Raw genomic sequence first — 20,943 nt, 5'->3', positions numbered from 1 at the left:
CTCCTAGTTTAATAACTCGATTAGGCTTGCCCATTGCATATCCCAGACCCACTTGAATCTTCCCGGAGGTGTATTTAGATCGTAAAGTAACTTCCAGAGCCCATTTTCTAAGTTTACATTCGCTTGGTCAATCCCCTCGCTAAGAAGCACAGGGAGCATTCCGGCCAGATGAATTACGGAGTTGTCCACGTAACTTGGTCTAACAAGAGGATAACTCATTAACTTCCTCACGGTTAGGGACGCGGTCTTGACCTGAACTGGATCCTCAGCTTCCCTGTATAGAATGGGAGTTCCTTTCCTCTGCACATGTCTTACGGCCTTTATGACATAGTACTCGAACATTACCTCATCCACCAGATCTAGCGTTTCCCACACTTCCTCTTCAGTGAGGGATATCCTCCGGCCAAGAGCCTTAAGCGATTCTAGGGACATGACAGCGTACTGCGAGGCTAGAGGTATATCTGCACCTAGGAGAGGTGTGGGTTCGAAGCCAGTAGCTTCCTTCACCAATTCGCTGAAACGACTCCACCAAGCGGGTATTTCCAATCTGGAATAGAGGAACCTGGCTGGGACCACGAGAAAGGGGTTGTTCACCCCATCTATCCATATACCGGAGAGGATAAGAGGGGCCTCAATCACCGAATCTTGTGGCAAGATAACCTACCACACTGGACTTATCGCCAGAAGTGTCGCCCGATGTTGCATGTTTCAGCACGTATGGTTTCTTATGCATTTTCTTAGCCAAAATGAGAGACGCCATTATGGGGGCATACCCACACACGGTAACGTCGTATTCCTCTATTACCTTGTACAAGCCCTTATGATCCATTTCTTGGATCTTCTTGATTACCAACTCATCCTTGGCCAATGTCACATCATGGGGATCGTAATGGTTAAGGTCAGAGCTCGCTAGGACGACCACATCCATGTCACCATGCTTTTGCATAAATCGCCATATCCCTTCAGCCACAAACTCGGCGATTTCTGGGGTCTGCATGAGTATAACCACAGGGAGGATGGAAATTTCACCAAAGAAGTATTGAAGGAAAGGTAGCTGAACCTCTATTGAGTGTTCATAAAGGTGAGCCTTTTCGTCTATATCCACAACCTCGGATACCGATACCAGTTCCTTAACCAGTTGGGCGTTAACGTGAGATGACCCAAGAGGAGTTTCCCAGTCGCCCCCAGGCCATATAGATACCTGAGATCCATAACCTGTGTGATTGGGGCCAAGAATAATTACAACGTCTGGCTTACCTTCTCGAGCCAAGTGATAATAGGAGTGTGCAGCAACGGGACCACTATACATGTAACCTGCATGTGGAACAATAAAAACAGGATTTTGCCTGGAACCTCCTGTACCTACCGCGGGTATACCCCCAGGACCAAGAGGGTGATGAAAAGCCCATTCTATTCTTTTCTTTAGTTCTGTAGGATCGTCTTCATAAAAGGAACCGGCAACTGCCGGTCTCCTTCTCACTGAGATAGTTTCACCTCAAATTCCTCTACTTTTACAGGTATATCAGCGTCCGGCGCAATTTCCTTCCTCTCCCTGAGTATTTGTCTTGCTAACGCCCAGTACAGAAGGGCCAATGACTTGCGCCCCTTATTGTTGGACGGTATTACTAGATCCACGTAGTCTACCTTTGCATCGGTATCTGAAAACGCAATCACAGGTATTCCCATATCGGCTGCCTCTTTTATCGCCTGCGTATCTGTCCTAGGATCTGAAACCAAAAGAACCTCCGGTTCTATGAAATCTTCAAGGTAGGGATTAGTAAGCATCCCTGGAACCATTCTTCCGACAACGGCCCTTGCGCCCACTACTTCAGCGAATTTTTGAACAGGAGTAAAGGCATATGGCCTAGAAGCCACAGCCAGTATTGATTGTGGCTGAAACCTTGATAGGAACTTGGCAGCTACCCTAAGCCTCTCATCTATCTTCCTCACATCTAAAACGTAAAGGCCCTCAGGTCTAACTCTGTAAATGAACCTCTCCATATACCTAGTGCAAGTATGGGTACCTATGTGAACTCCAGCTGAAAGGTAATTCTCGAGGGGTACTAAGAGCTCTATAATTGCTCCTTTCTCACCCCTCTGAAGTTCCTCCTTCTCCTCCTCAGTTAATTGTGTTCCTCTTTCGTTCTCACTCATGCCATATCACCTAGATTGGTCTTGTGTAGTTAACCACTTCCCTTATAATGTCAACGTGTGTAAGTAAGCTACGTCTGCAACATAATCTTTTCACGTTAAGTTCGTCCAGAACCTTCCCTGGATCTTCGCCTGCCTTGACCCTAGTACTGAAAGCATCCCACTTATCCGCAATTAGGGAACCGCATGTAAAACATCTTACGGGCACAATCATGGTCTCACCTGTATGATTTCTGTCTCCATCTTCTTGCGCTATACCTCATCCACTTCTCTGCCTCAGTCTGCCTTGGATCTCCAGCCAGCATGGTCCTATCATACTTCTTATAGAGTTCCTTTAGCTCTTGACTTCCCGTGAACCTAACCAGAGCCCTAGCCAATGCCATCCTAGCTGCATCGGCCTGCCCCATGATACCTCCTCCGTAGGTGTAAATTTTTACATCAACCTTGGAAGTTATTCCCTCTCCGGCCAGCAGCATGGGCTCCATTATTTTCATCCTTATTACCTCCACTGGAATCAGCTCTATTGGAACGTTGTTCACGAACACTCTTCCCTTCCCTGGATAAAGATAGCACTTTGCTCTGGCCATCTTTCTCCTTGAATTGGTAATAATCACGCGCGATTCAGTTGACATTTCCCTTCCACCCCAGAACTTTGGACAACTCACCAACAGTTATATACTTACCTTTTAATCTTGCAACGCTTGCTTCCTCAAATTTCACCATCTCTTTACCTTGGAACTCCTTTGGAACCCCCACGTAAACCTTGACCATCTTCAGCATAGCCTCACCCTTATGAGTCTTGGGCAACATCCCCCTAATAGTTCTCTTAACAATGTTAATGGGAGTTCTGGGCCTCCTAACACCTAGTTTATAGGGATTGAACAGCGTTCCAACGCTGAAGAGCAACATATATCCGTTCACCACCCTACTTCTGGGACCGCTTATCACTATTTTTTCCCCATTAACTATAACCACTTTCTTACCTTCCTTGAGTAAACCGACCACCTTCGATGCTAGCCTTCCCAGTATCTGACCTTCTCCGTCCACTATTACAGTTTCGCTCATCCGCTCATCAACCTCACGTTGACTTTTCCCTTAATTTCCTCTACCCCTTGGGAAAGGGGAAGAGCTTTGCCCCCTGCACCCCTTATCTTATTGAGCGCGTTTTGGGAGAAATCAAGGGCGAAAACCGTGACCTTATGAGAAATATTGCCCACTCCAAGCACTTTCCCTGGAACCACCACAATGTCCCCCTCCTTGGTATACTTATCTATCTTGTAAAGATTGATAGTTCTCATCTTTCTAGTGGGGACATCAAGTTCCTTGGCAACAGCCTTCCATAGAGGTTTCTCTTGTTTGGCTAGGGAACGAATCAACTTCCTCTTTTCTATGTTAGTACTTCCGGTCCTTTTCATAATGCCTCCACCTTCTTCTTCAACTCCTCGATCTTGCTCAGTATACTCTTTGTTGCCTCTATTAAAATTCTCCTAGGCTCCAAAGAGCCTACAGACTCTATCTCCAGAATATACTGATTTGGTTCCGGGCTCACGTTTATCCCCTCACAACCCTTTACGCACTCCTCACAGAGCGTACAGGACATCTCATTTACTACCTTCAGCTTACCATTCTCAAAGGAGAATACCCCCTCTGGGCAAAGTTGAACTGCCTTCTCGCAATCCTTGCTCACCTCAACCCTGGGCTTATACCTCAGTATTGCCAAACTCACAGGATTAAACTTAGCATGTTCTTTACCGTAACCTAGCCTCATTTTCATTTCCAGTGTTACCTTCTGATTCTTACCCAGAAGTACTATGGGAATGTCCTTGCTGATGGGGACCACGTTGGGATCCTCTGTTCTTATATCCCTGGAATAAACCATGACCTGGGAGTCCTCAGCCTTAACATCTATGTAGGCCTTGGTAAAACACCTATCACAATTTTCCACACAATCTACGCATTCCTCTGGCCTCCTATAGTAGTCGAGTGCATCCTTGCTGTCAAAGGGGATCAAACCTAACCTATGGGCTAACATCTCGTCGTAGAGTGGACTGTTGTTCTCTATGACGTAAACTTCATCGACTGCCATTACTGGAACGTAAAGCATTGAAGCCCTTCTGATAGAATTAACAAACTCAAGGGGGTAATCCTTTGTTAAGATGGAAAGAAAATAATTCTCCTTCTTTAGGACATGAATAGGCATGTCAGACTCTCCTTCCTCTTCTGCCTCCTGGCCTCCTGATTGTGTCATGTGGAATTGGAGTCACATCCTCTATTCTTCCAATAATGAATCCAGATCTGGCCAAAGATCTTATGGCTGGCTGGGCTCCAGGACCTGGTGTCTTTGGTCCAGCACCTCCAGGTGCCCTCACCTTAATGTGAATGGCCATTAGACCCTTATCGAGCGCATCGCTAGCCGCCTTATTGGCAGCCAACATAGCTGCATAGGGAGAGGGTTTCTCCCTATCAGCCTTCACCATCATTCCACCAGATGCCTTAGATATTACCTCAGCTCCAGTGATATCAGTAATCGTTATTATGGTGTTATTCTGCGAGGCGTATATCCTCGCCAAGCCCCATCTAATTTCCCTTTTGCTCGACATTTACCTCACCTTGTCCTGCTGTAGGCGGATTGTTCTTGAAGGGGGATGTGGGATAAAAGTCTATCGAATCCTCCTCATCCCTCTTCACAATATAACCAGGGGAGGTGATTTTACGTCCTCCCACAGCTATATGACCGTGCACTATGAGCTGACGAGCCTGGTATATTGTTCTCGCCAAACCCTTCCTGTGCACGATGGTCTGCAATCTCCTCTCAAGAAGGCTCTCCTCCTCTAGTCCTAGAATGTCATCTATAGTCGATTGCTCGGATTTCAATAGACCTAGCCTATACAACTTGCTGAGCAATTGCTTTTCCCTAACTGCCCTTTCCGCTGGTGGCAGAGCCAAAAGTGACCTTGCCATATGCCTGTATCCTGTCACAATGGTTCTTGCTAACCAAATCTCTTTCTTATTTCTAAGCCCGTAATCACCAATAATTTTCTGCTCTGACTTTAGAGCTTGGGATAGCCAGGGCATTCCTGGGCCTTCCCACTTTCTCCTGCTCTTCTTAGGATCTCCCATCTGATCACCCCTACTTCTTCTGCTGCTGTTGAGACTGCTGCCCTCCAGAGGGTTGTGCAGCCTTTGACCTTTTAACTCCTATGGTCGTCCCAGTCCTTCCTGTTGTCCTTGTCCTTTGACCCCTAACTTTCAAGCCCAGTGAGTGCCTAACGCCGCGCCAGCTCTTGAGCTTCTTCTCCCTCTCAATATCATTTCTCACAACGAATACCAAATCAGAAGTAACGTAATGTAGATCTTGACCAGATTCTATATCCTTTCTCCTGTTAAATATCCATGCGGGCATAGACTCGATCCTTTTGTTAGCCAAGATTTCCTCTATTTTCTTCAGCTCGTGGTCAGTGAGTTCGCCCAATCTCTTATCCTTATCGATATTCAACTTCATGAGGATAATTCTAGCAGTGTTGTAACCTATCCCCTTTACCATGGCCAGACCATATGGGGCCTTCATGGTACCGTCTACGTCCTGACCAAAGAGCCTAACTATGTACCTAAACTGCGATTCTGACATTAAGACCGTCTAGTGCTCTATTAACTTCTTGTTTTTAAGTTTTTCAATACGTTCTCCTTTTTTGATAAGGAGTTTTTATAGGCTTCCTCCAGTCTACTCTTAATCTCGTCCAAATTCATTGGGGAGTAATTCCCTATAACCGCCTTGACGGGGGTGTAGGGGCTCTCCCTGAACGCGGGTCTCATTTCCCTTCCGTCGCGGGTGAGTATTGGGTATCCCTTCCTCCTTGTGACCTCTCCTATAACCTTGGCCTCTACCCCGTTTTCCTTCAGTGTCTTCAAAACCCCATCCGGACTATCCGTGAAAATGAGGATAGAGTCTATAGAAAGGCCAAAGGGATCAATCCTTAGTTCCTCCATGGCCTTCCTTATCCTGGGATTTATAAGGGAAAGGAACTCCTCCTCATCTATTACCAAGCTTAAGTTAGTTATCTCCGAAATTTCAAGAGCGTCTCCCCTGATCCCCCCGTTGGTAACGTCGGTCATGGATTTCACGAGGTCTCTAACTCGATTAACTGCAAAGCAGGCCTCAAGGTCCTTAATTCTCAGGGTCTCCTCCACTATACCCTCAAGACCGTGAAATATGGCCATTGACGAGATGGTCCCTCCCCCATGTCCCTCCGTCATGATGATCTGCTGACCCTCAACTATCCTTTTTCTTGTGAAGGGTTCTCCTTGGAGTTTACCCACAGAGGCCACGCCTCCGCTTATCCTTTCGCCCAGAACCATATCACCGCCTATCCTCAGTGTACTACCGGCCAAGATTGGCACATTCATGGATTCAGCTACAGTGGATACTCCAGCTTCAAAGTCGAATAGCATTGAAACGTCGCTATCATCGGAAAGATGAATATCGACCAGAATTCCCAGCGGAATTGCCCCCTTCACCATGATGTCCCTGAGGGTTGCCTTTGTTGCGTGAAATCCTGCCAGGAAGGGGAAGTAGGATAACCTGGAGTGTATCCCGTCAACGGAAACAACTACATCCTGGACTATCCCCGCATCATCCAGCGTCTCCAGATTCCTTTTACTTAGCTCAAACAGTTTCAGATGTATTAGATTATCTCCGAGTCCACGGGAACCCAGTCCGCTGTCCCCTGCCGTGAGACCTACCTTGGTGAAGGAGAAATTCTTGAATTTCTCTGAGTTCCTGACCTCCATTATCAGTGCATCCACGAACCTTTGATTGAAGTCCCGTCTACCCTTATAGAATTCCAGCCAGCGAAGGAGCTCAGTTCTCACCCTGGATTCATCAACATGGTTCAGTAATCTCCTTGCATAACCCTCCAGATCCATAAGCCTAAATAAGTCCCCTCTCTGATAAATTTGAGGGAAAATGAAAATTTTAACAAGAGAATTTGATGTGAAGACCAGCTCAAGGTTTCAGAGCATCGATATTACGGAGGACGTTCAAGCGGCTGTTGGAGATTTTCAAGATGGAGTCGCCCACGTATTTGTGAAGCATACCACGTGCGCGATCATAGTTAACGAGCCGGAGTCAGGTCTCATGGAGGATTACCTGACGTGGATGAGGAAGCTAGTTCCTCCCAATGGGGAATTCAAACATAACACCATAGACAATAACGGGCATGCACATATCTCGGCAATGATCATAGGAAATTCAAGAACCGTACCCGTGAAGTCTGGCAAACTGGACTTGGGAACATGGCAAAGGGTTATCTTACTGGAATTTGACGGGCCGAGAACAAGGAGAATTCAGGTAAAGGTGATGGGTGAATAATAACTTTTATTTTCGGAATGGTAACTAACTGCGATCAGTTTGCCTCCTGGGTTTCTATCTCCGCTTGATAGGTTGGGCATCTGCGAAAGTAGAGAGTGCATACAGAGGGTAGTAGATGATTACTTAACAATGTTGTTCTCTGGATCTGAAAATTTTCACGTTTTCAGGGATGAGGAACCGCCAACAGATGAGAAGACTGTGACGAACTCGTATCTTTTCACCGAGGCCCTGATAGGGAGGTTAATGGAAACGGAAACCGATTTGGATCTTAATACTATAATTGAGGATCTCAGGAATAGATTGGGAAATAATCACCCTGTCCTCATGTTCCTTAAGCAACTCATGGATGAATAGGACTTTTTAGTCTTAATTTCGCCTTTTGATGTAGGGGATGATTACTTGGAGAGTAAACTCTCATTGATAACCAGAAATACCGCGGAGGTTGTTACTCCCGAGGAATTAAAACAAGCCTTGGAAAACGGTAGAAGGCTTAAGGGATATCTAGGTTTCGAGCCTAGCGGACTTTTCCATATAGGATGGCTGATCTGGGCTCAAAAGGTAAAGGATCTGTTGCAGGCAGGAGTGGATATGAGCCTTCTGGTTGCCACATGGCATGCTTGGATAAACGACAAGCTGGGAGGCAACATGGAGATGATAAAGTTAGCAGGGGATTACGCTATCACTGTGCTGGATAGCTTCGGAATAAGCCGGAGTAAAATTCACGTTATAGATACTGAGGACATGGTAAAAGACAAGGATTACTGGTCGTTGGTGTTGAGGGTTGCCAAGAACACAAGTCTCGCCAGAATGAAGAGAGCCCTCACCATCATGGGAAGGAAGGCTGATGAGGCTGAACTGGACTCCTCAAAACTCATCTACCCAGCGATGCAGGTTAGTGACATCTTTTACATGGATTTGGATATTGCACTAGGGGGAACGGATCAGAGAAAGGCCCACATGCTCGCTAGAGATGTGGCGGACAAGCTGGGTAAGAAGAAGGTAATAGCTATCCATACTCCCCTTCTAGTTGGACTGCAAGGAGGGCAGAGGATGAACCCAGGAGTGGACGAGGATGAGGCATTGGCCGACATAAAGATGAGTAAATCCAAACCTGAAACTGCCATATTCATCAACGATGAACCAGAGGAGGTCGAGGGAAAGCTAATGACTGCCTACTGCCCCAAGGGCGTGGTTGAGAATAACCCGGTATTACAAATTAACAAGTATATTCTCTTCCAGGTGGACGACAAGGGACTCAAGGTGGAGAGAGACGCTAAGTTTGGTGGAGACGTGCACTTCAACACTTATGAAGAATTAGAGAAGGCCTATGCTGAGGGAAAATTACACCCCAAGGACCTCAAGGTTGCCACAGCAAGAAAGCTGAATCAAGTGATAGATCCTTTAAGGAAGTCTATTAAATCTAGACCTGAATATGATAAACTAGCAAAAGAAATAGCAAGGAGTGTTAGCAGGTGACATCGTTGAAATATATAATAAAACTGACCTTCGAAGTTGATGGGTCAGTTGATAAACCTGACGTTATAGGGGCCATTTTCGGCCAAACCGAAAACCTGTTCGGGCAAGAATTTGACCTTAGGGAACTGCAGGATAAGGGCAGGCTCGGACGAATCATCGTTGAGATAAAGAATAAGGGTGGTAAGGCAGAAGGATACATAGAGATCCCCTCAAACTTGGACAGGGTGGAGACTGCCCTCATCGCATCCATGGTAGAGAGCGTAGAGAAAGTCGGCCCCTATAATGCGAAGTTTGAGTTAAAGGAAATAGAGGATGTAAGGGCGGAGAAGCTGAAGAAGATCATAGAGAGGGCCAAGCAGATACTCACAACGTGGACCAGAGAGAAGAACCTCGATATCAAGGAAGTAATGAACGAGATAAGTGGAGCTGTCAAGACAGGGGAGCTCATAGAGTACGGACCGGAAAGGTTACCGGCAGGACCTGATGTATATACTGATCCTAACCTAATAATAGTTGAAGGAAGGGCAGATATAATAAATCTACTAAGATACGGCTACAAGAACACCGTAGCAGTGGAAGGGGCGAGCGGGAAGATCCCCCAATCCGTGGTAGAATTATCCAAAAACAAGAAGATGGTTATAGCGTTCCTTGACGGAGATCACGGCGGTGACATGATCCTTAAGGACCTCATCAATGCTAACGTGAAAATAGATTACGTAGCTAGGGCACCAGTGGGAAGGGAAGTCGAGGAACTTACAGGAAAGGAGATTGCCAAGGCTCTCTCCAACATGGTACCCCTCTCCCAATACCTGAAGAGACAGCAGGAAACCATTGCCTCAGTCTCGAGTAGAATAGAGAGCGCAGGAGCAAGAACCGAGGTAGCAGAACAGCAATCAGTTCAGGTAATCGAGCAACCCAGAAAGGAGATAGAGATTAAGATTCCTGGAAACGTAATGGAGGAGATAAAGAAGCTCCCAGGAACGTTAGAGGGCATTATCTTCGATGAAAACTGGAACCCTGTTGAGAGGGTACAGGTTAGGGATATCATAACCAAGCTGGAGAACCTAACCAATGGAAACGCATCGTTCATAATTTTTGACGGAGTCATAACTCAGAGACTTCTGGAACTGGCTGCCTCGAAGAACGTTAAGATGATAATAGGGGTAAGAATAGGAGGCATAAACAAGAAACCAGAGAACGTCAAAATACTTACGCTGGCTGACGTTATCGGTCCCTGAAATAATCCATGATATCTATACCTCCTCCCTTCAAATTATTTTCTTTTATTCCGAATGGCTCCAATATTCTCATTACTGCAGGAATAATTTGTTTTTCCACATAATAATCCACGTCTATCTTGGACTTATCCTTTATCATAAAGTATGGTTCCACCCTATCCGAGACCCTTCCCGATCCCTTTACCACAACGTAACCGATTTTCCCGTTTTTCATGATAGCGTAACCGGCGTTTATAGCCTTCTTGGCGGCGATAACATGAGGTGCATCAACCTCATATTCGTCCAAGCTCTTATCCAACGACTTCCATATAACCACATCGTGCAACTCGAATTCTCTTCTCTTGACCCTCATTATAACTTCCTTAGCTTCCTTAACCGCGTCATCTACTCCCTTCAGAAGGATCCTCTCTATGACAACTCTCTGGGTATCCTTGGCTAACTCGCACCAATCTCCCCTTATTGCCTCGAACCCCACAATATCTATTTTCCCATCTAAGGTTAGGCCAGCATATCTCTTTTTGTTTTCTGTAAAGAAAACTTTTTTGTATTTCTTGTCCACTTTTATATCGAGATCTAGAGCCTGTATTATTTTTTGGGTCAATGATTCTACGGAGGCCATATCCCCCTTCACGAAGATGGAATCGGTATCTCCATAAATCACCTCAAATCCGGAACTCTTAGCGATGTCTGCTGCTCTCATTATGGTCTGCCTTCCCCACGCTGTAACAGCCTCTGCACCCTCCTTGCTGTACCACCTTGCTCCTAACCAGCCCATGTAACCATACATCGCATTAGCCATGATTTTGAGGGCCCTCTGTCTCTCATCCAACCTGCGTTTCTCATATTCGTCCTTTGCCTGTTTCAGTAACTCCCTAGCCCTCCTTCTCTCCTCAAGAAGGAAATTGAGTATACTCCTATAAAATCCGTCCACATCTTTTCTGAATTTGTAGCCTACTTCCGGTGCTATCCAGCAGTCATTACACTCTCCCTGTACCAATGTGTCTGGACCTATGTTATACTTTATCATGATAGAAGGATACATTGAACTGAAGTCTAGAACAGCCACGTTCTCGTGAAGACCGGGCTTTGGCTCTATGACTAGACCTCCCTTATATCCCTCATATCTTCTTTCGACCCTATTGGGTATTAACTCATTGAACTGCTTTGCCTGTCTCATGAGCAACCACTCCACTCTATGTCCTACGCTGGCCATGCACAACTGATCCAGTGGTAGGCCTGAAATGGCAGTGAGCTGCTCACCAAAATTGAAGAATACATCCTTGAGAAGGTACGTGGTTTTCACGTCATCTAAGTTATACTTAAGAACCACTTCCCTCCTCTTGGGATCACCCCAAAACTCTGGAATCTGATACCATTCAAGGTTAGTTCTCTTGTTTTTAGGTAAAACTCCTAGATAGTCGGCCACGTTATCTAGACTCTTAACCTTCACTCCTTCCAGGCTCTCAGCGAAACCATAGAGATCAACGTTGAGCCTACCAACCACGGAATAGTGGCCATAGGTTCCCTGACTGGGTTCAGAGTTCACTTTCCTCCCAATATCAAGTTTAGCTCCTCTCACAGATGCCCTCTCCAGCATGTACTGCCAATCAAAGCCGTTGGAGTTATACCCCAAGATCACATCCGGGTCGTATTCCACAACGAATTTTGAAAAGTCCCTCAGGATCTTGAGATCATCGTCATCGCTGTTGACAAACTGTTTTGACCCATTATCGGTCCAGACTCCAATCACAATGATGGGATCCCTTCTGGGGTTCGGAAAACCATACTTGTTATAAACCTCTATGTCAAAGGCCATGAACCTGAGCTGTGGAGGGGTGTCTTCATATATTCTCTCAACCTTCTTTAGTTCGTAGACCTTTGATACCCTCAGATCCTTCCTTTCTACCTGAGACACTTCAGCAGAAAGCCAGTAGAATGGCCTGATTCCAGTATCAATGGAATATCTCATGTAGAATCTGATATCGGCTTCAAGTACGTCCTTCACGGGTTTCAGTTTAGCAATTTCCTCTCTGTAAGTTCTTACCAGGGCTGGAATTACGGTTTCTATTCGCAGGACCTTCTGCGGTTTTCCAAAGTACTTCATTTCCTGTTCGGTGATTGATGTTATGGGTGATTGATCCCTGGAGAGTCTCTTGATCTGCTCGATGGCCTCCTTAACGTTAGCGTCGTCCCTGAGGATGGCGTAGAAGTAGGGTCTAAAATTTCTCTCTAGAACTACCACCCTGTTCCCTTCCCTATCAACTCCCCAGATGTAAATCTCGGGCTTTCCATCCTCTACATCATAGGAGAAATCTAAGACGAAAATATCGACTCTCATAATCTTTCAATACGCTATTCTAGACTTAATTTATAATTGATCTGCTCCTTGAGGCATAAAAACCCTTGATCATTCAAATCCTGACTCTCCCTTAAAGTTCTTTACCATTACGAATCCGTGTTTATTTCTTCCGTAATAATTCCTTCTAGTCCTCACAACTCTATATGACCTGTTGTAGTAGAACCTTATGGCCTCTTCATTATTTACATTTACCTCCAGATACGAATACGTGCATCCCAGTTTATGGAACCTCCTTTCGAGCTCTTGGAGAAGAAGAGAGCCTATTCCCGTTCTCCTGACCTCACTAGAGGATGCTATGGAAATGATATGACCCCTCACCTTGAACTGAACTATACCTATGCAATACCCAACCACCCTATCCCCATCTCTGGCAACGAGGAAAAGACCCTCAGCCAACTGCAGATACGCCTTAAGAAGAGAAAAGGGATAGGGATTATCGAAACTCTCCCTTTCTATCTTCTCTATCTGCTCAAGGTCCTCTTCCCACGCGTCAGAAATAATTATGGAGGACATAATACTTGTGTTAACACGATGAAGATATTAGAATATGACGAAAAGGCTGGTGCCCTTAAACTTCACGTGGAAAATGAGGATGATCTCTGGCTGATTCACCTTGTCTTAAACAAGGGAGATATCGTGGTGGCCAGAACCACCAGAGACGTGAGCATGGGTAACGATAGCAGGCGAATTCCCATGGTTGTGGAGCTGGAGGTAGAGTTCTCAGAATTTCAACCATTCACCTCAAGGCTCAGGATTCACGGAATAGTTAGGGACGCCCCTGAGAGATACAGCATTAAGGGATCGCATCACACAATAAATCTTGATATTGGAGATGAAATTGTAATTATAAAGAAGTGGACCAAGGGACTCATCGATAGAATAAAGAAGCAAGCAGAGAAAAATAGAAGGGTACTCATAGTCCTCACGGATCAGGACGAACTCCTAGTTGCACTGCCCATGGAACAGGGAATCAGAATACTGACAGAGAGAAGCCTTCCAGGGGTATCTGACGAGGATAAGTCCCTTGAGAACGCTGCGCTGGAGGTGAGCAAGGAAGTGGAACAATACGTGAAACAATATTCTCCCGACGCCATAATCATAGCAGGCCCTGGACCATTTAAGGAGATAGTGAGGGATAAGCTCAAGGTGAAAGCCAGAATTTACATGGATAACGTATCCTCGGCCTCTAGGGCTGGACTAAACGAAATCCTCAGGAGAGACGTCATAGATGAAGTTATGCGGGACTATCAGATCTCCATAGCCTCAAGGGAACTGGAGAGGGGTCTGTCGCTTCTAGCTCAGGGTTCGTCCCTCGTGGTTTATGGTAGGGAGGAAGTTGAGAGGGCATCCCAGATTGGCGCTGTGGAAACCCTTCTGGTGACCGACGATCTATTAACACTGGAAGACGAGGAAACTAGGAAGAGGACCGAGGAAATCATGGAGGCAGTAGAAAGCAAGGGTGGGAAGGTTATGATAGTGCCCAAGGACTCACCTGTGTACCTTCAGTTAAAGAACCTGACAGGTCTACTGGCTATCCTTAGATTTAGAATAAACTAGTTTTTCGGAAAGTCTCTGACCATAGGGTAGTTCCTCCACCACCCATATCTCGTCAATTTTCTCCTTAGGAAGAAGGTTAACCAGAGAGGGACTCACCACGAAAGCGTCTCCGCTTCTTTCTCCGAACTCTGAAAGGTCTACAGACGCCTTCACCACAGCCCGCAACGAGGTCCCCTCCCCTGTTACCTCTTCATAGGGTTTTCCACTAGCTCTCAAGGTTCTGATAAACCTGGTTCTGGTCTCCACCACGTCCTTGTATACTGAACTGCAGTAATGAAGGGAAATCTCAGCCTCATGAAACTTCTCGAGGACCCTCATGGAGGCCTCGAAACTTCCAGATACCCCAGCCAATCCGTGGCCTATCCTAAAGCCCCTGGAGTTGAGACTCTGAAAATTCCTCTCCGTGAGTTCAAGTTCGTTGAGGTTAACGAATTTAACGCCCTTGTTTCTGGCCCAGTTCACGAGCTGAGATATCCTTTCCTCTTCCCCCGGTATAGCTGGCAGTTCCAGCCCCACGTCTATCCCCAGTCTAAGTGCCCTCTCCACTGCAGAGAGGTATTGCTCCTTAACTGGATGAAACCTGATCTCGTCAAGTCCCGCCTTCGCTAACTCAGTAAGCGCATCCATGGAGGCGTACCTGCCAGTTGTGTACAGGTGAACATGATAGGATCTCCCAAACTCGTCTTTTAATAAGGTGATCAATTCCACGACCCTGTCCAGATGAAGTAATGGGTCTCCCCCCGTTATTCCTGCACCAAGGGCATTCATCCTGTAGGACTCGTAAATGAAGTCCTCCAATTCCGTGACCTTACGCTCGTTAGCGTAAGCAAAATCCTTGCCGAATCTTCCCTCGCTGACTGGACAGTAATAACAGGAGTCCCCACATTCCCCTGATATAAATACTACCATCTTACTGCCCATCCTACAGAGCTCGCATCCCCTGGGCAATTCCCTGTTGTAAAGTCCAATTTCAGGATTTCCCTTGAGCAAGGAGTTCAACTATTAGCCCATTGCTCTCTGGGGTTTTAACTTCTGCTAGTAATTCCGAGAGCTGTCTCCTCCTCGTCTCCTGGTCCAGAGTCTTGTTGGCCTGTATTTTCATCCCTCCTTCGTTGCCTCCCTCGGGAAAATACCAGTTCTTGAACCAGGTGAAGCCAGCCCTCAATAAGGATCTTCCCAGCTCCGTATCAGCAACCGAAAAACCTTTCATTATGGCGTTGAAGGTGTTATTATCTCTATAATAGGTTACAAAAAACCTCCCATTATCCGGTAGAAGATCGTAAATCAACTTGAACAGCTCCACCTCTAACCCCTGCTCTCTAGGCCACGGATCGTAATCCACTTCGATCCATGGCGGGTAATACCCCCTTCCTGTGAAGTAGTTACATTTGCCTAGCGGTCTCTCGTCCAGCAGAAGTTCAAACGCTTTAAGCTCGGCTATATGAGTCTGGGTGACGTTGACCGACCTGAGTTTCTTACCCCCTATAACTCCCTCTATCAATTGTCCTTCGAAAGAATTTGTTTTCCTTCAACAAATTCCTTACGGCCTCCTGAAAGCTCTCATCCTCCCTCAGCTCATAACTTAGAAAGGTTCCAGTTCTTCCCCTTTCCTTGCGCCTGCTCAGAAGTCTCTCCCTCTGCATAACGGTATTCATGGAGACCTTCATCAACTTCACTGCCAGATCCTCATTACCTTTCAGCGGTAACTCCTCGTGGCCCTTCTCGTTGGGAATTATGATCTGGAGGTCCTTATTGACTCCTGGTGATCTCTCTCCCCTGATTAACTGCTCCTTGTCCACAAGACCTCCAAATCTATAGAAGTCCTCTTCAACTCCTGTCAGCTTCCCCAAGGGGAATGATATTACCCTCCTCTCCTCACGATCCAGGGATATATAGGCCTTGGGGGTTGAGGAAGGGGTGGCCTGCACGATGAACTTATGATCGGCCTCTAGAAGATCAAGCCAGACAATATTGGGCGCAAAAACTATCACGTCCACATCACTGGTCTCTTTGACGTCGCCTCTGGCAACGGAACCATAAACGAATCCCCTCATGGACCCCTCTTCAAGTTTATTCAGTATCTCCAGTGCCCAGCCCCTAAGGGTCTTCAGGATCAGCCAGCGCCCTTCATCATACACTATCTGCACAAGGTTTTTTTAAATCGATTACAATTTAAATGAGTCGATGGCATCGAGTGTAGAGTTTTTCATTGGCTTACTGGTGTTCTGGGTAGTTGTCCTAGGACTGCGAAATTACCTTAGCAGGAAGGGTTTCAGTGTTTATCCCTTCCTCCTTATGTGGAAGAAAGGAACTAGGGATCAATGGTTTCCAAGGTTAGCGAACTCCAGATCATTTAAGGTGTTTGAAACACTCTCCGTGGTTCTAGCCATAGTATCCATGATCGGGGGACTTTACCTGATCCTATCCTCCCTCTCCACACTACTCTTTCCTGCAAGGCCCTCAGCGGTTAAACTTGAGCCCATAATTCCCGGAGTCACCGTGGGAATAGACCAAGCTCCCTACATTCTCCTCAGTATTGGTATATCCGTGGTGCTCCACGAGTTGATGCACGCCATATCCTCAACCTCAAACAGGGTTCCTGTGAAGAGCGGTGGATTCATACTCCTTGCATTCTTTCCTGGAGCCTTCGTGGAGCCCGACGAAAATTCCTTTCTAGAGTCTAGCTTTATTGCAAAACTAAAGATCATATCTGCTGGTATAGCGATTAACCTAGTACTTGCAGGTATTTTCTTTCCTCTGGCAGTCTATCTACCACCCCTACTTTCACACGGTATATACATTGAGGGTGTTATTCCGAACTCTGCAGCCTATAACGCTTCCCTCCATCCAGGATATGTTATCCAATCCGTGAACGGAGTAGCTGTATCTACCCCCTCTCAACTTAAGTCCCTTCTGGAGAGTAGCACTAGATACACACTAGGCCTTTTGACTCCCAATGGAACCCAGTTCGTGAACGTGACCTCCCAAACCCACTTCCTTGGAGTCTACATTAGCTACTATTATCCCTGGTACGTTTACCCCTTCGTAGCCTTTTTCCTTTGGATGTTTGTGGTGAATTTTAGCCTTGCGTTGCTCAATGGGGCACCACTCATCATAACCGACGGGGGAAAAATATTCACTGAACTTCTGAAAAGAATTCATGTAAGCGAGAGAGTATCCATGGTTATACAGAGCTTTTTAGTCCTACTTCTGGTCCTGGCAATCTCCGTATCCTTCATTCCTCAATAAGTTTCGAACTTACCATGGGGAACGGAATGACTTCCTTTATGCTCTGATTATTGGTGAAGAGCATCACAAGCCTATCTATTCCAACCCCCAGTCCCCCTGTTGGGGGCATACCATAGCTCAGGGCATTTATGAAGTCCTTATCATAGGGATGTGCCTCCTGATCTCCACGTCTCATCATGTCCTGCTCCTCCCTGAACAACTTGTCCTGCAGAATTGGATCGTTGAGTTCGGTATAGGCATTGGCAAACTCCACCCCCGCGATATAAAGTTCAAATCTTTCCACGAGTCCCGGTTTACTTCTATGTGGCTTACACAGGGGAGTTGTCTCTATGGGATAGTCAGTTACAAAGGTAGGCTGAACCAGACTTGGCGTAACAAGCTTGTCGAAAAGTTTCTCTATCATAAGTCCCCTGATGTAGAGTGAACCTCTGGGAACCAACCCGTTCTTCTGCATTAACTCCTTAAGCTGTTCATCGCTCATTTCCTCCACGTTCTTCCCTAGGGCCTCTGACAGGGAATCATACATGGATATCCGCCTGAAACTTCCTAGGTTCACCTCAACGTTCTTCTCGCCCATCCTGTAGGGAATTACGGTTGTATGAAGAACCCTATCAGCCAGCTGTTTAAACAACCTCTCCGTCAAGTCCATTATATCGTTGTAGTCGGCATAGGCCCAGTAGAGCTCCATGAGCGTGAACTCGGGATTGTGGGTTACATCTATGTCCTCATTTCTGAAGACCTTCCCGATCTCAAATACCTTATTGAAGCCTCCCACAATGAACCTTTTCAGATAGAGCTCCAGGGAAATCCTGAGATACCAGTCCTCATTTAGGTAATTAACGTGGGACTTGAAGGGTCTAGCAAGAGCACCTCCATACACTGGCTGAAGGATGGGAGTTTCCACCTCAATGAATCCCTCCTCTCCCAGAATATTCCTTATTTCCCTGATAATCTTGAACCTAGTTTCCATGAATCTTCTGGCATTATCATTATACAGGAAATCCACGTACCTGTGAGAATACCTGAATTCCGGGCTCATTGTGGACCAATCTGGGGGCTCTATCAGGGATTTGGCCAGCATGACGTAATCCTTGACCAGAAGCGTCAGCTCCCCCTTCGCGGTAAAGAAGAGGTCCCCCTGTACGCCTATTATGTCTCCCCTGTCCACAATCTTGAAGAAATACTCGTACTTGTCACCGAGCTCGTTCACCCTCAGATATAACTGAAGCTTTTCGCCGTCATCAAACACATCAATGAAGGATGCCCTTCCATGTCTTCTGAGATTAGCTACCCTTCCGGCCGTCCTCACCCCGGTCAGGAATGGGTCCTTGGGCTTATCCTGCCTTTGATTACCTATTTGCCTCAGTTGAACTATGGTATGTGTGAGCGGATATTTCTGAGGATAAGGATTCACTCCACGGGCCCTGAGTTCCTCCAGAACCTGAATTCTCCTCTCGTCCCATTTCATAGCCAACTTCAATGGATTGCATTTTATAAAACTTAGCGAATCCAAGAAAGATAGGACAGGTAAAGGTCGGCCCCCGCATATAACCGTGCATCAATGGAGGAGCTTACCCAGAGTCTCCTCAGACCGGTGACCGGCAAGCGCTGACGTCCAGGTACGACTGCTCCCTTCCGGGCCTAGTCGGTTCCCCCAGCTAATACAGTTCCCCTCCTCCCTCCGGAAGAGGAGACTGTATCCGTCAGCCCTACCGGGCGATCCTCATCGTAAGCTCTGGACTCCCCCATTGAGGTCACGGCCATATGCAGGTTACTGGTGCCCGCATTACGCCAAGCGGGTAAAGAGGCTGGCGAGACCTCCACCCTACCCGACCAGGTAAATCTGTGCAGGCACGATTTTTAATCTATCTCATGGGTCGGGTGAAGCTGAATAAGATCACTGGCAAGGGAACTCAACAACAATACCCGACTACCATTCCTGGCTTCTTGCACAGGGAAATACTGGATAAGATCACAAAATAGAATTTTAATGGGCCCACGGGGATTCGGACCCCGGACCACTGGGTCTCTCCATTCCAGATATATTTCATCCCCTTTCGGGTCGACAGACCCAATGCTGATATCTGGAGCCCAGCACTCTAACCTGGCTGAGCTATGGGCCCATTATCGATCACGTAAATTAAACTAGACCTATGGGGTAATTAAACTTGTCTACGCATTTCAGTTCTTCTTATCTGTCAATCCTCAGCATCACCCTATACAACAGTGCTGAGATTAGCACAACGACCCCTACAACTATCCATAGAACATGATAACCATGTTCAATGATCATAAAAGATGCAACTATAGGAGCCAGAATACCGCTACTCTGCCAGAAAAAGTTAGCAAAGCCCGAGACGCTTCCAGCTCTTCCCTTATCGATGAGGGAAACCGCGCTGGAATTGGCTGGAGTTATTACGAACCTTACAAATCCCATGAGAAATGATATCACGAAAAGGGATACGCTGGATACAAGAAAGGATAGCAGGATTGTGAGCACTCCATAAAATCCCTCAAAAGTGGATAACGTGTTTCTGACTCCCATTCTCCTTATCAAATGCCCTGCAATTACTGTGGAGGGTATTCCAGCAATAGCCAGGAAAGAGTAAGCAATTCCTGCCTCATATCCGCTCAGGCCCACCTCAATAAAGTATTTAAATGCATAGAGGGTTATTATCCAGTATGATAGAAAAAACAGGAAACCGGCCATACTTACTATCAGAACGTTTCGATCCCTTATCAGGTGAAACTTCCCTGAAGCCTCCCCTCCAGTAACCCTTACCCTCGCGTATAATACTGCAATGATCAGGCAGAGAAGGGATATCATGTAATATGGGTAACGCCATCCAGCATTGATACTGAGGTAAGGTAGAACAAGACCTGCGAGAATTATGGAAAGTGGCCATGCGAGGCTGTAGTAGCCAATTGCCACGGGTAAGTCTCTCCTATCAAATGAGGACGCCAATATCTTTATGGTAACAGGATAAATCCACCCCGCTGAAAGACCCATTAACAAACTTGCGACATACTCCTGAAGTATTGAGGTGGAGATACCTGAGAGAAAGGAGGAAATGGCTAGACCAACCAGCGCTAGCATCACCACTTCCCTTGGTCTCCTGTCAGATATCATACCTGACGGAATTTGAACAATAACGTAACCCAAGAAGAAAAGCGAAAAAATCACGCTATCCTGAATCTCTGTTGGCTTCAGTGAGGAATAAACTGAGACAATGCTCCATGCAATTCTCGCAAAGTACCCTAAGAAGAAGGATGAAGAGGTGACGAAAATAAGAAAATATTTCATGAGGGCAAGATGTCAAATGGTAGTATTTGTGTCTTGCAGTTGAAGGATCGGGTTTTTAGAGAACTTCCATGAATTTGGGTCATAAACTGATTAACTCGGGTCTGGCTCTTGGCATGAAGTTTCATCATCAGTTTAATACCTCTGGTAAGATATTTTTACTGAACTAGCTACTCATGAGAAGTGAATGTAATAACATGAGGTCTTGAAAATAAAGAGAACGCGGATATACATTGTCGACGTT

25 protein-coding genes, 1 tRNA gene and 1 other RNA gene are annotated in these 20,943 nt (G+C 46.2%); 6 read left to right on the top strand and 21 right to left on the bottom strand.

What is annotated here, in order from left to right; translation table 11 throughout:
• Positions 1-3: 3 nt before the first annotated feature.
• From L3N51_RS01430 to L3N51_RS01375, 12 genes are read right to left on the bottom strand one after another with little or no spacing between them, the layout of a single operon-like run.
• Positions 4-654, bottom strand: a complete 651-nt coding sequence (locus L3N51_RS01430; RefSeq protein WP_238024822.1) for a hypothetical protein — start codon at positions 652-654, stop codon at positions 4-6.
• Positions 632-1,480, bottom strand: coding sequence for an AmmeMemoRadiSam system protein B (amrB, locus tag L3N51_RS01425; protein ID WP_238024821.1), 849 nt, complete (start codon positions 1,478-1,480; stop codon positions 632-634). The genes L3N51_RS01430 and amrB overlap by 23 nt, the downstream gene beginning before the upstream one ends.
• Positions 1,477-2,154: a 30S ribosomal protein S2 gene (gene rpsB, locus L3N51_RS01420; protein WP_238024820.1), complete on the bottom strand. Its 678-nt coding sequence runs from the start codon at positions 2,152-2,154 to the stop codon at positions 1,477-1,479. The genes amrB and rpsB overlap by 4 nt, the downstream gene beginning before the upstream one ends.
• 10 nt (positions 2,155-2,164) lie before the next feature.
• Complete coding sequence (locus tag L3N51_RS01415; protein ID WP_238024819.1) at positions 2,165-2,365, bottom strand: DNA-directed RNA polymerase subunit N; 201 nt, start codon at positions 2,363-2,365, stop codon at positions 2,165-2,167.
• Between the two features lie 4 nt (positions 2,366-2,369).
• Entirely contained in the window at positions 2,370-2,783 is a 414-nt protein-coding gene (locus L3N51_RS01410) for a 30S ribosomal protein S9 (protein ID WP_238024818.1), read from the bottom strand.
• A complete protein-coding gene (locus L3N51_RS01405) occupies positions 2,773-3,216 on the bottom strand; it encodes a 50S ribosomal protein L13 (RefSeq protein ID WP_238024817.1) in 444 nt (147 codons plus the stop codon). Before L3N51_RS01405 ends, L3N51_RS01410 begins: the two co-directional genes overlap by 11 nt.
• Positions 3,213-3,566, bottom strand: a complete 354-nt coding sequence (locus tag L3N51_RS01400) for a 50S ribosomal protein L18e (RefSeq protein WP_238024816.1) — start codon at positions 3,564-3,566, stop codon at positions 3,213-3,215. The genes L3N51_RS01405 and L3N51_RS01400 overlap by 4 nt, the downstream gene beginning before the upstream one ends.
• Positions 3,563-4,351, bottom strand: a complete 789-nt coding sequence (locus L3N51_RS01395) for a DNA-directed RNA polymerase subunit D (RefSeq protein WP_238024815.1) — start codon at positions 4,349-4,351, stop codon at positions 3,563-3,565. The genes L3N51_RS01400 and L3N51_RS01395 overlap by 4 nt, the downstream gene beginning before the upstream one ends.
• 1 nt (position 4,352) lies before the next feature.
• Positions 4,353-4,751 (bottom strand): 30S ribosomal protein S11, encoded by a 399-nt coding sequence (locus L3N51_RS01390; RefSeq protein WP_012022072.1) that lies wholly within the window; start codon positions 4,749-4,751, stop codon positions 4,353-4,355.
• The gene (locus L3N51_RS01385) at positions 4,729-5,271 is read right to left on the bottom strand and encodes a 30S ribosomal protein S4 (RefSeq protein WP_238024814.1); all 543 of its coding nucleotides are present in this window, start codon (positions 5,269-5,271) and stop codon (positions 4,729-4,731) included. The genes L3N51_RS01390 and L3N51_RS01385 overlap by 23 nt, the downstream gene beginning before the upstream one ends.
• 10 nt (positions 5,272-5,281) lie before the next feature.
• Positions 5,282-5,779, bottom strand: a complete 498-nt coding sequence (locus L3N51_RS01380; RefSeq protein WP_238024813.1) for a 30S ribosomal protein S13 — start codon at positions 5,777-5,779, stop codon at positions 5,282-5,284.
• 20 nt (positions 5,780-5,799) lie between these two features.
• Entirely contained in the window at positions 5,800-7,074 is a 1,275-nt protein-coding gene (locus tag L3N51_RS01375) for an AIR synthase-related protein (protein ID WP_238024812.1), read from the bottom strand.
• A 40-nt stretch (positions 7,075-7,114) separates the two neighbouring features.
• Here L3N51_RS01375 and L3N51_RS01370 point away from each other — a divergent pair, with 40 nt between their 5' ends.
• The 4 genes from L3N51_RS01370 to dnaG are packed head-to-tail and all read left to right on the top strand — an operon-like array spanning position 7,115 to position 10,233.
• Entirely contained in the window at positions 7,115-7,519 is a 405-nt protein-coding gene (locus tag L3N51_RS01370) for a secondary thiamine-phosphate synthase enzyme YjbQ (RefSeq protein ID WP_238024811.1), read from the top strand.
• A gap of 39 nt (positions 7,520-7,558) precedes the next feature.
• The gene (locus L3N51_RS01365) at positions 7,559-7,873 is read left to right on the top strand and encodes a hypothetical protein (RefSeq protein ID WP_238024810.1); all 315 of its coding nucleotides are present in this window, start codon (positions 7,559-7,561) and stop codon (positions 7,871-7,873) included.
• Between the two features lie 45 nt (positions 7,874-7,918).
• Complete coding sequence (locus tag L3N51_RS01360; RefSeq protein ID WP_238024809.1) at positions 7,919-8,995, top strand: tyrosine--tRNA ligase; 1,077 nt, start codon at positions 7,919-7,921, stop codon at positions 8,993-8,995.
• A gap of 5 nt (positions 8,996-9,000) precedes the next feature.
• Positions 9,001-10,233, top strand: coding sequence for a DNA primase DnaG (dnaG, locus tag L3N51_RS01355; RefSeq protein WP_238024808.1), 1,233 nt, complete (start codon positions 9,001-9,003; stop codon positions 10,231-10,233).
• On the opposite strand, the gene L3N51_RS01350 is transcribed toward dnaG, so the two are convergent.
• Together L3N51_RS01350 and rimI are read right to left on the bottom strand one after the other, a co-directional pair.
• Positions 10,220-12,571: a DNA-directed DNA polymerase gene (locus L3N51_RS01350; protein ID WP_238024807.1), complete on the bottom strand. Its 2,352-nt coding sequence runs from the start codon at positions 12,569-12,571 to the stop codon at positions 10,220-10,222. The two genes, dnaG and L3N51_RS01350, sit on opposite strands and share 14 nt — an antisense overlap.
• 69 nt (positions 12,572-12,640) lie before the next feature.
• The gene (gene rimI / locus L3N51_RS01345) at positions 12,641-13,105 is read right to left on the bottom strand and encodes a ribosomal protein S18-alanine N-acetyltransferase (protein WP_238024806.1); all 465 of its coding nucleotides are present in this window, start codon (positions 13,103-13,105) and stop codon (positions 12,641-12,643) included.
• A gap of 18 nt (positions 13,106-13,123) precedes the next feature.
• On the opposite strand from rimI, the gene L3N51_RS01340 reads away from it, so the two are divergent.
• The gene (locus L3N51_RS01340) at positions 13,124-14,149 is read left to right on the top strand and encodes an mRNA surveillance protein pelota (RefSeq protein ID WP_238024805.1); all 1,026 of its coding nucleotides are present in this window, start codon (positions 13,124-13,126) and stop codon (positions 14,147-14,149) included.
• Here the strand turns inward: L3N51_RS01340 and L3N51_RS01335 are convergent.
• Genes L3N51_RS01335 through L3N51_RS01325 form a run of 3 tightly spaced genes read right to left on the bottom strand, consistent with a single transcriptional unit; the run spans position 14,117 to position 16,296 of the window.
• The gene (locus L3N51_RS01335; RefSeq protein ID WP_238024920.1) at positions 14,117-15,070 is read right to left on the bottom strand and encodes a radical SAM protein; all 954 of its coding nucleotides are present in this window, start codon (positions 15,068-15,070) and stop codon (positions 14,117-14,119) included. The two genes, L3N51_RS01340 and L3N51_RS01335, sit on opposite strands and share 33 nt — an antisense overlap.
• Positions 15,071-15,119: 49 nt before the next feature.
• The gene (locus L3N51_RS01330) at positions 15,120-15,650 is read right to left on the bottom strand and encodes a DUF1122 family protein (protein ID WP_238024804.1); all 531 of its coding nucleotides are present in this window, start codon (positions 15,648-15,650) and stop codon (positions 15,120-15,122) included.
• A complete protein-coding gene (locus tag L3N51_RS01325; RefSeq protein WP_320056930.1) occupies positions 15,625-16,296 on the bottom strand; it encodes a nucleotidyltransferase domain-containing protein in 672 nt (223 codons plus the stop codon). The genes L3N51_RS01330 and L3N51_RS01325 overlap by 26 nt, the downstream gene beginning before the upstream one ends.
• Before the next feature lie 37 nt (positions 16,297-16,333).
• Between L3N51_RS01325 and L3N51_RS01320 the strand changes: the two genes are divergently transcribed.
• A complete protein-coding gene (locus L3N51_RS01320) occupies positions 16,334-17,398 on the top strand; it encodes a site-2 protease family protein (RefSeq protein WP_238024803.1) in 1,065 nt (354 codons plus the stop codon).
• Here the strand turns inward: L3N51_RS01320 and lysS are convergent.
• From lysS to L3N51_RS01300, 4 genes are all read right to left on the bottom strand, one after another.
• Positions 17,385-18,866, bottom strand: coding sequence for a lysine--tRNA ligase (gene lysS / locus L3N51_RS01315; protein WP_238024802.1), 1,482 nt, complete (start codon positions 18,864-18,866; stop codon positions 17,385-17,387). The two genes, L3N51_RS01320 and lysS, sit on opposite strands and share 14 nt — an antisense overlap.
• Positions 18,867-18,929: 63 nt before the next feature.
• An RNA gene (ffs, locus tag L3N51_RS01310) (signal recognition particle sRNA) lies at positions 18,930-19,234 on the bottom strand.
• A gap of 155 nt (positions 19,235-19,389) precedes the next feature.
• Positions 19,390-19,521, bottom strand: a tRNA-Trp gene (locus L3N51_RS01305).
• 68 nt (positions 19,522-19,589) lie between these two features.
• Positions 19,590-20,702, bottom strand: coding sequence for an MFS transporter (locus tag L3N51_RS01300; protein WP_238024801.1), 1,113 nt, complete (start codon positions 20,700-20,702; stop codon positions 19,590-19,592).
• Positions 20,703-20,943: the final 241 nt, after the last annotated feature.

Origin of the sequence: Metallosphaera javensis (ex Hofmann et al. 2022) (assembly GCF_022064045.1) — an archaeon.
Lineage (GTDB): Archaea > Thermoproteota > Thermoprotei_A > Sulfolobales > Sulfolobaceae > Metallosphaera > Metallosphaera javensis.
This window is presented reverse-complemented; position numbering and strand designations above follow the sequence as displayed.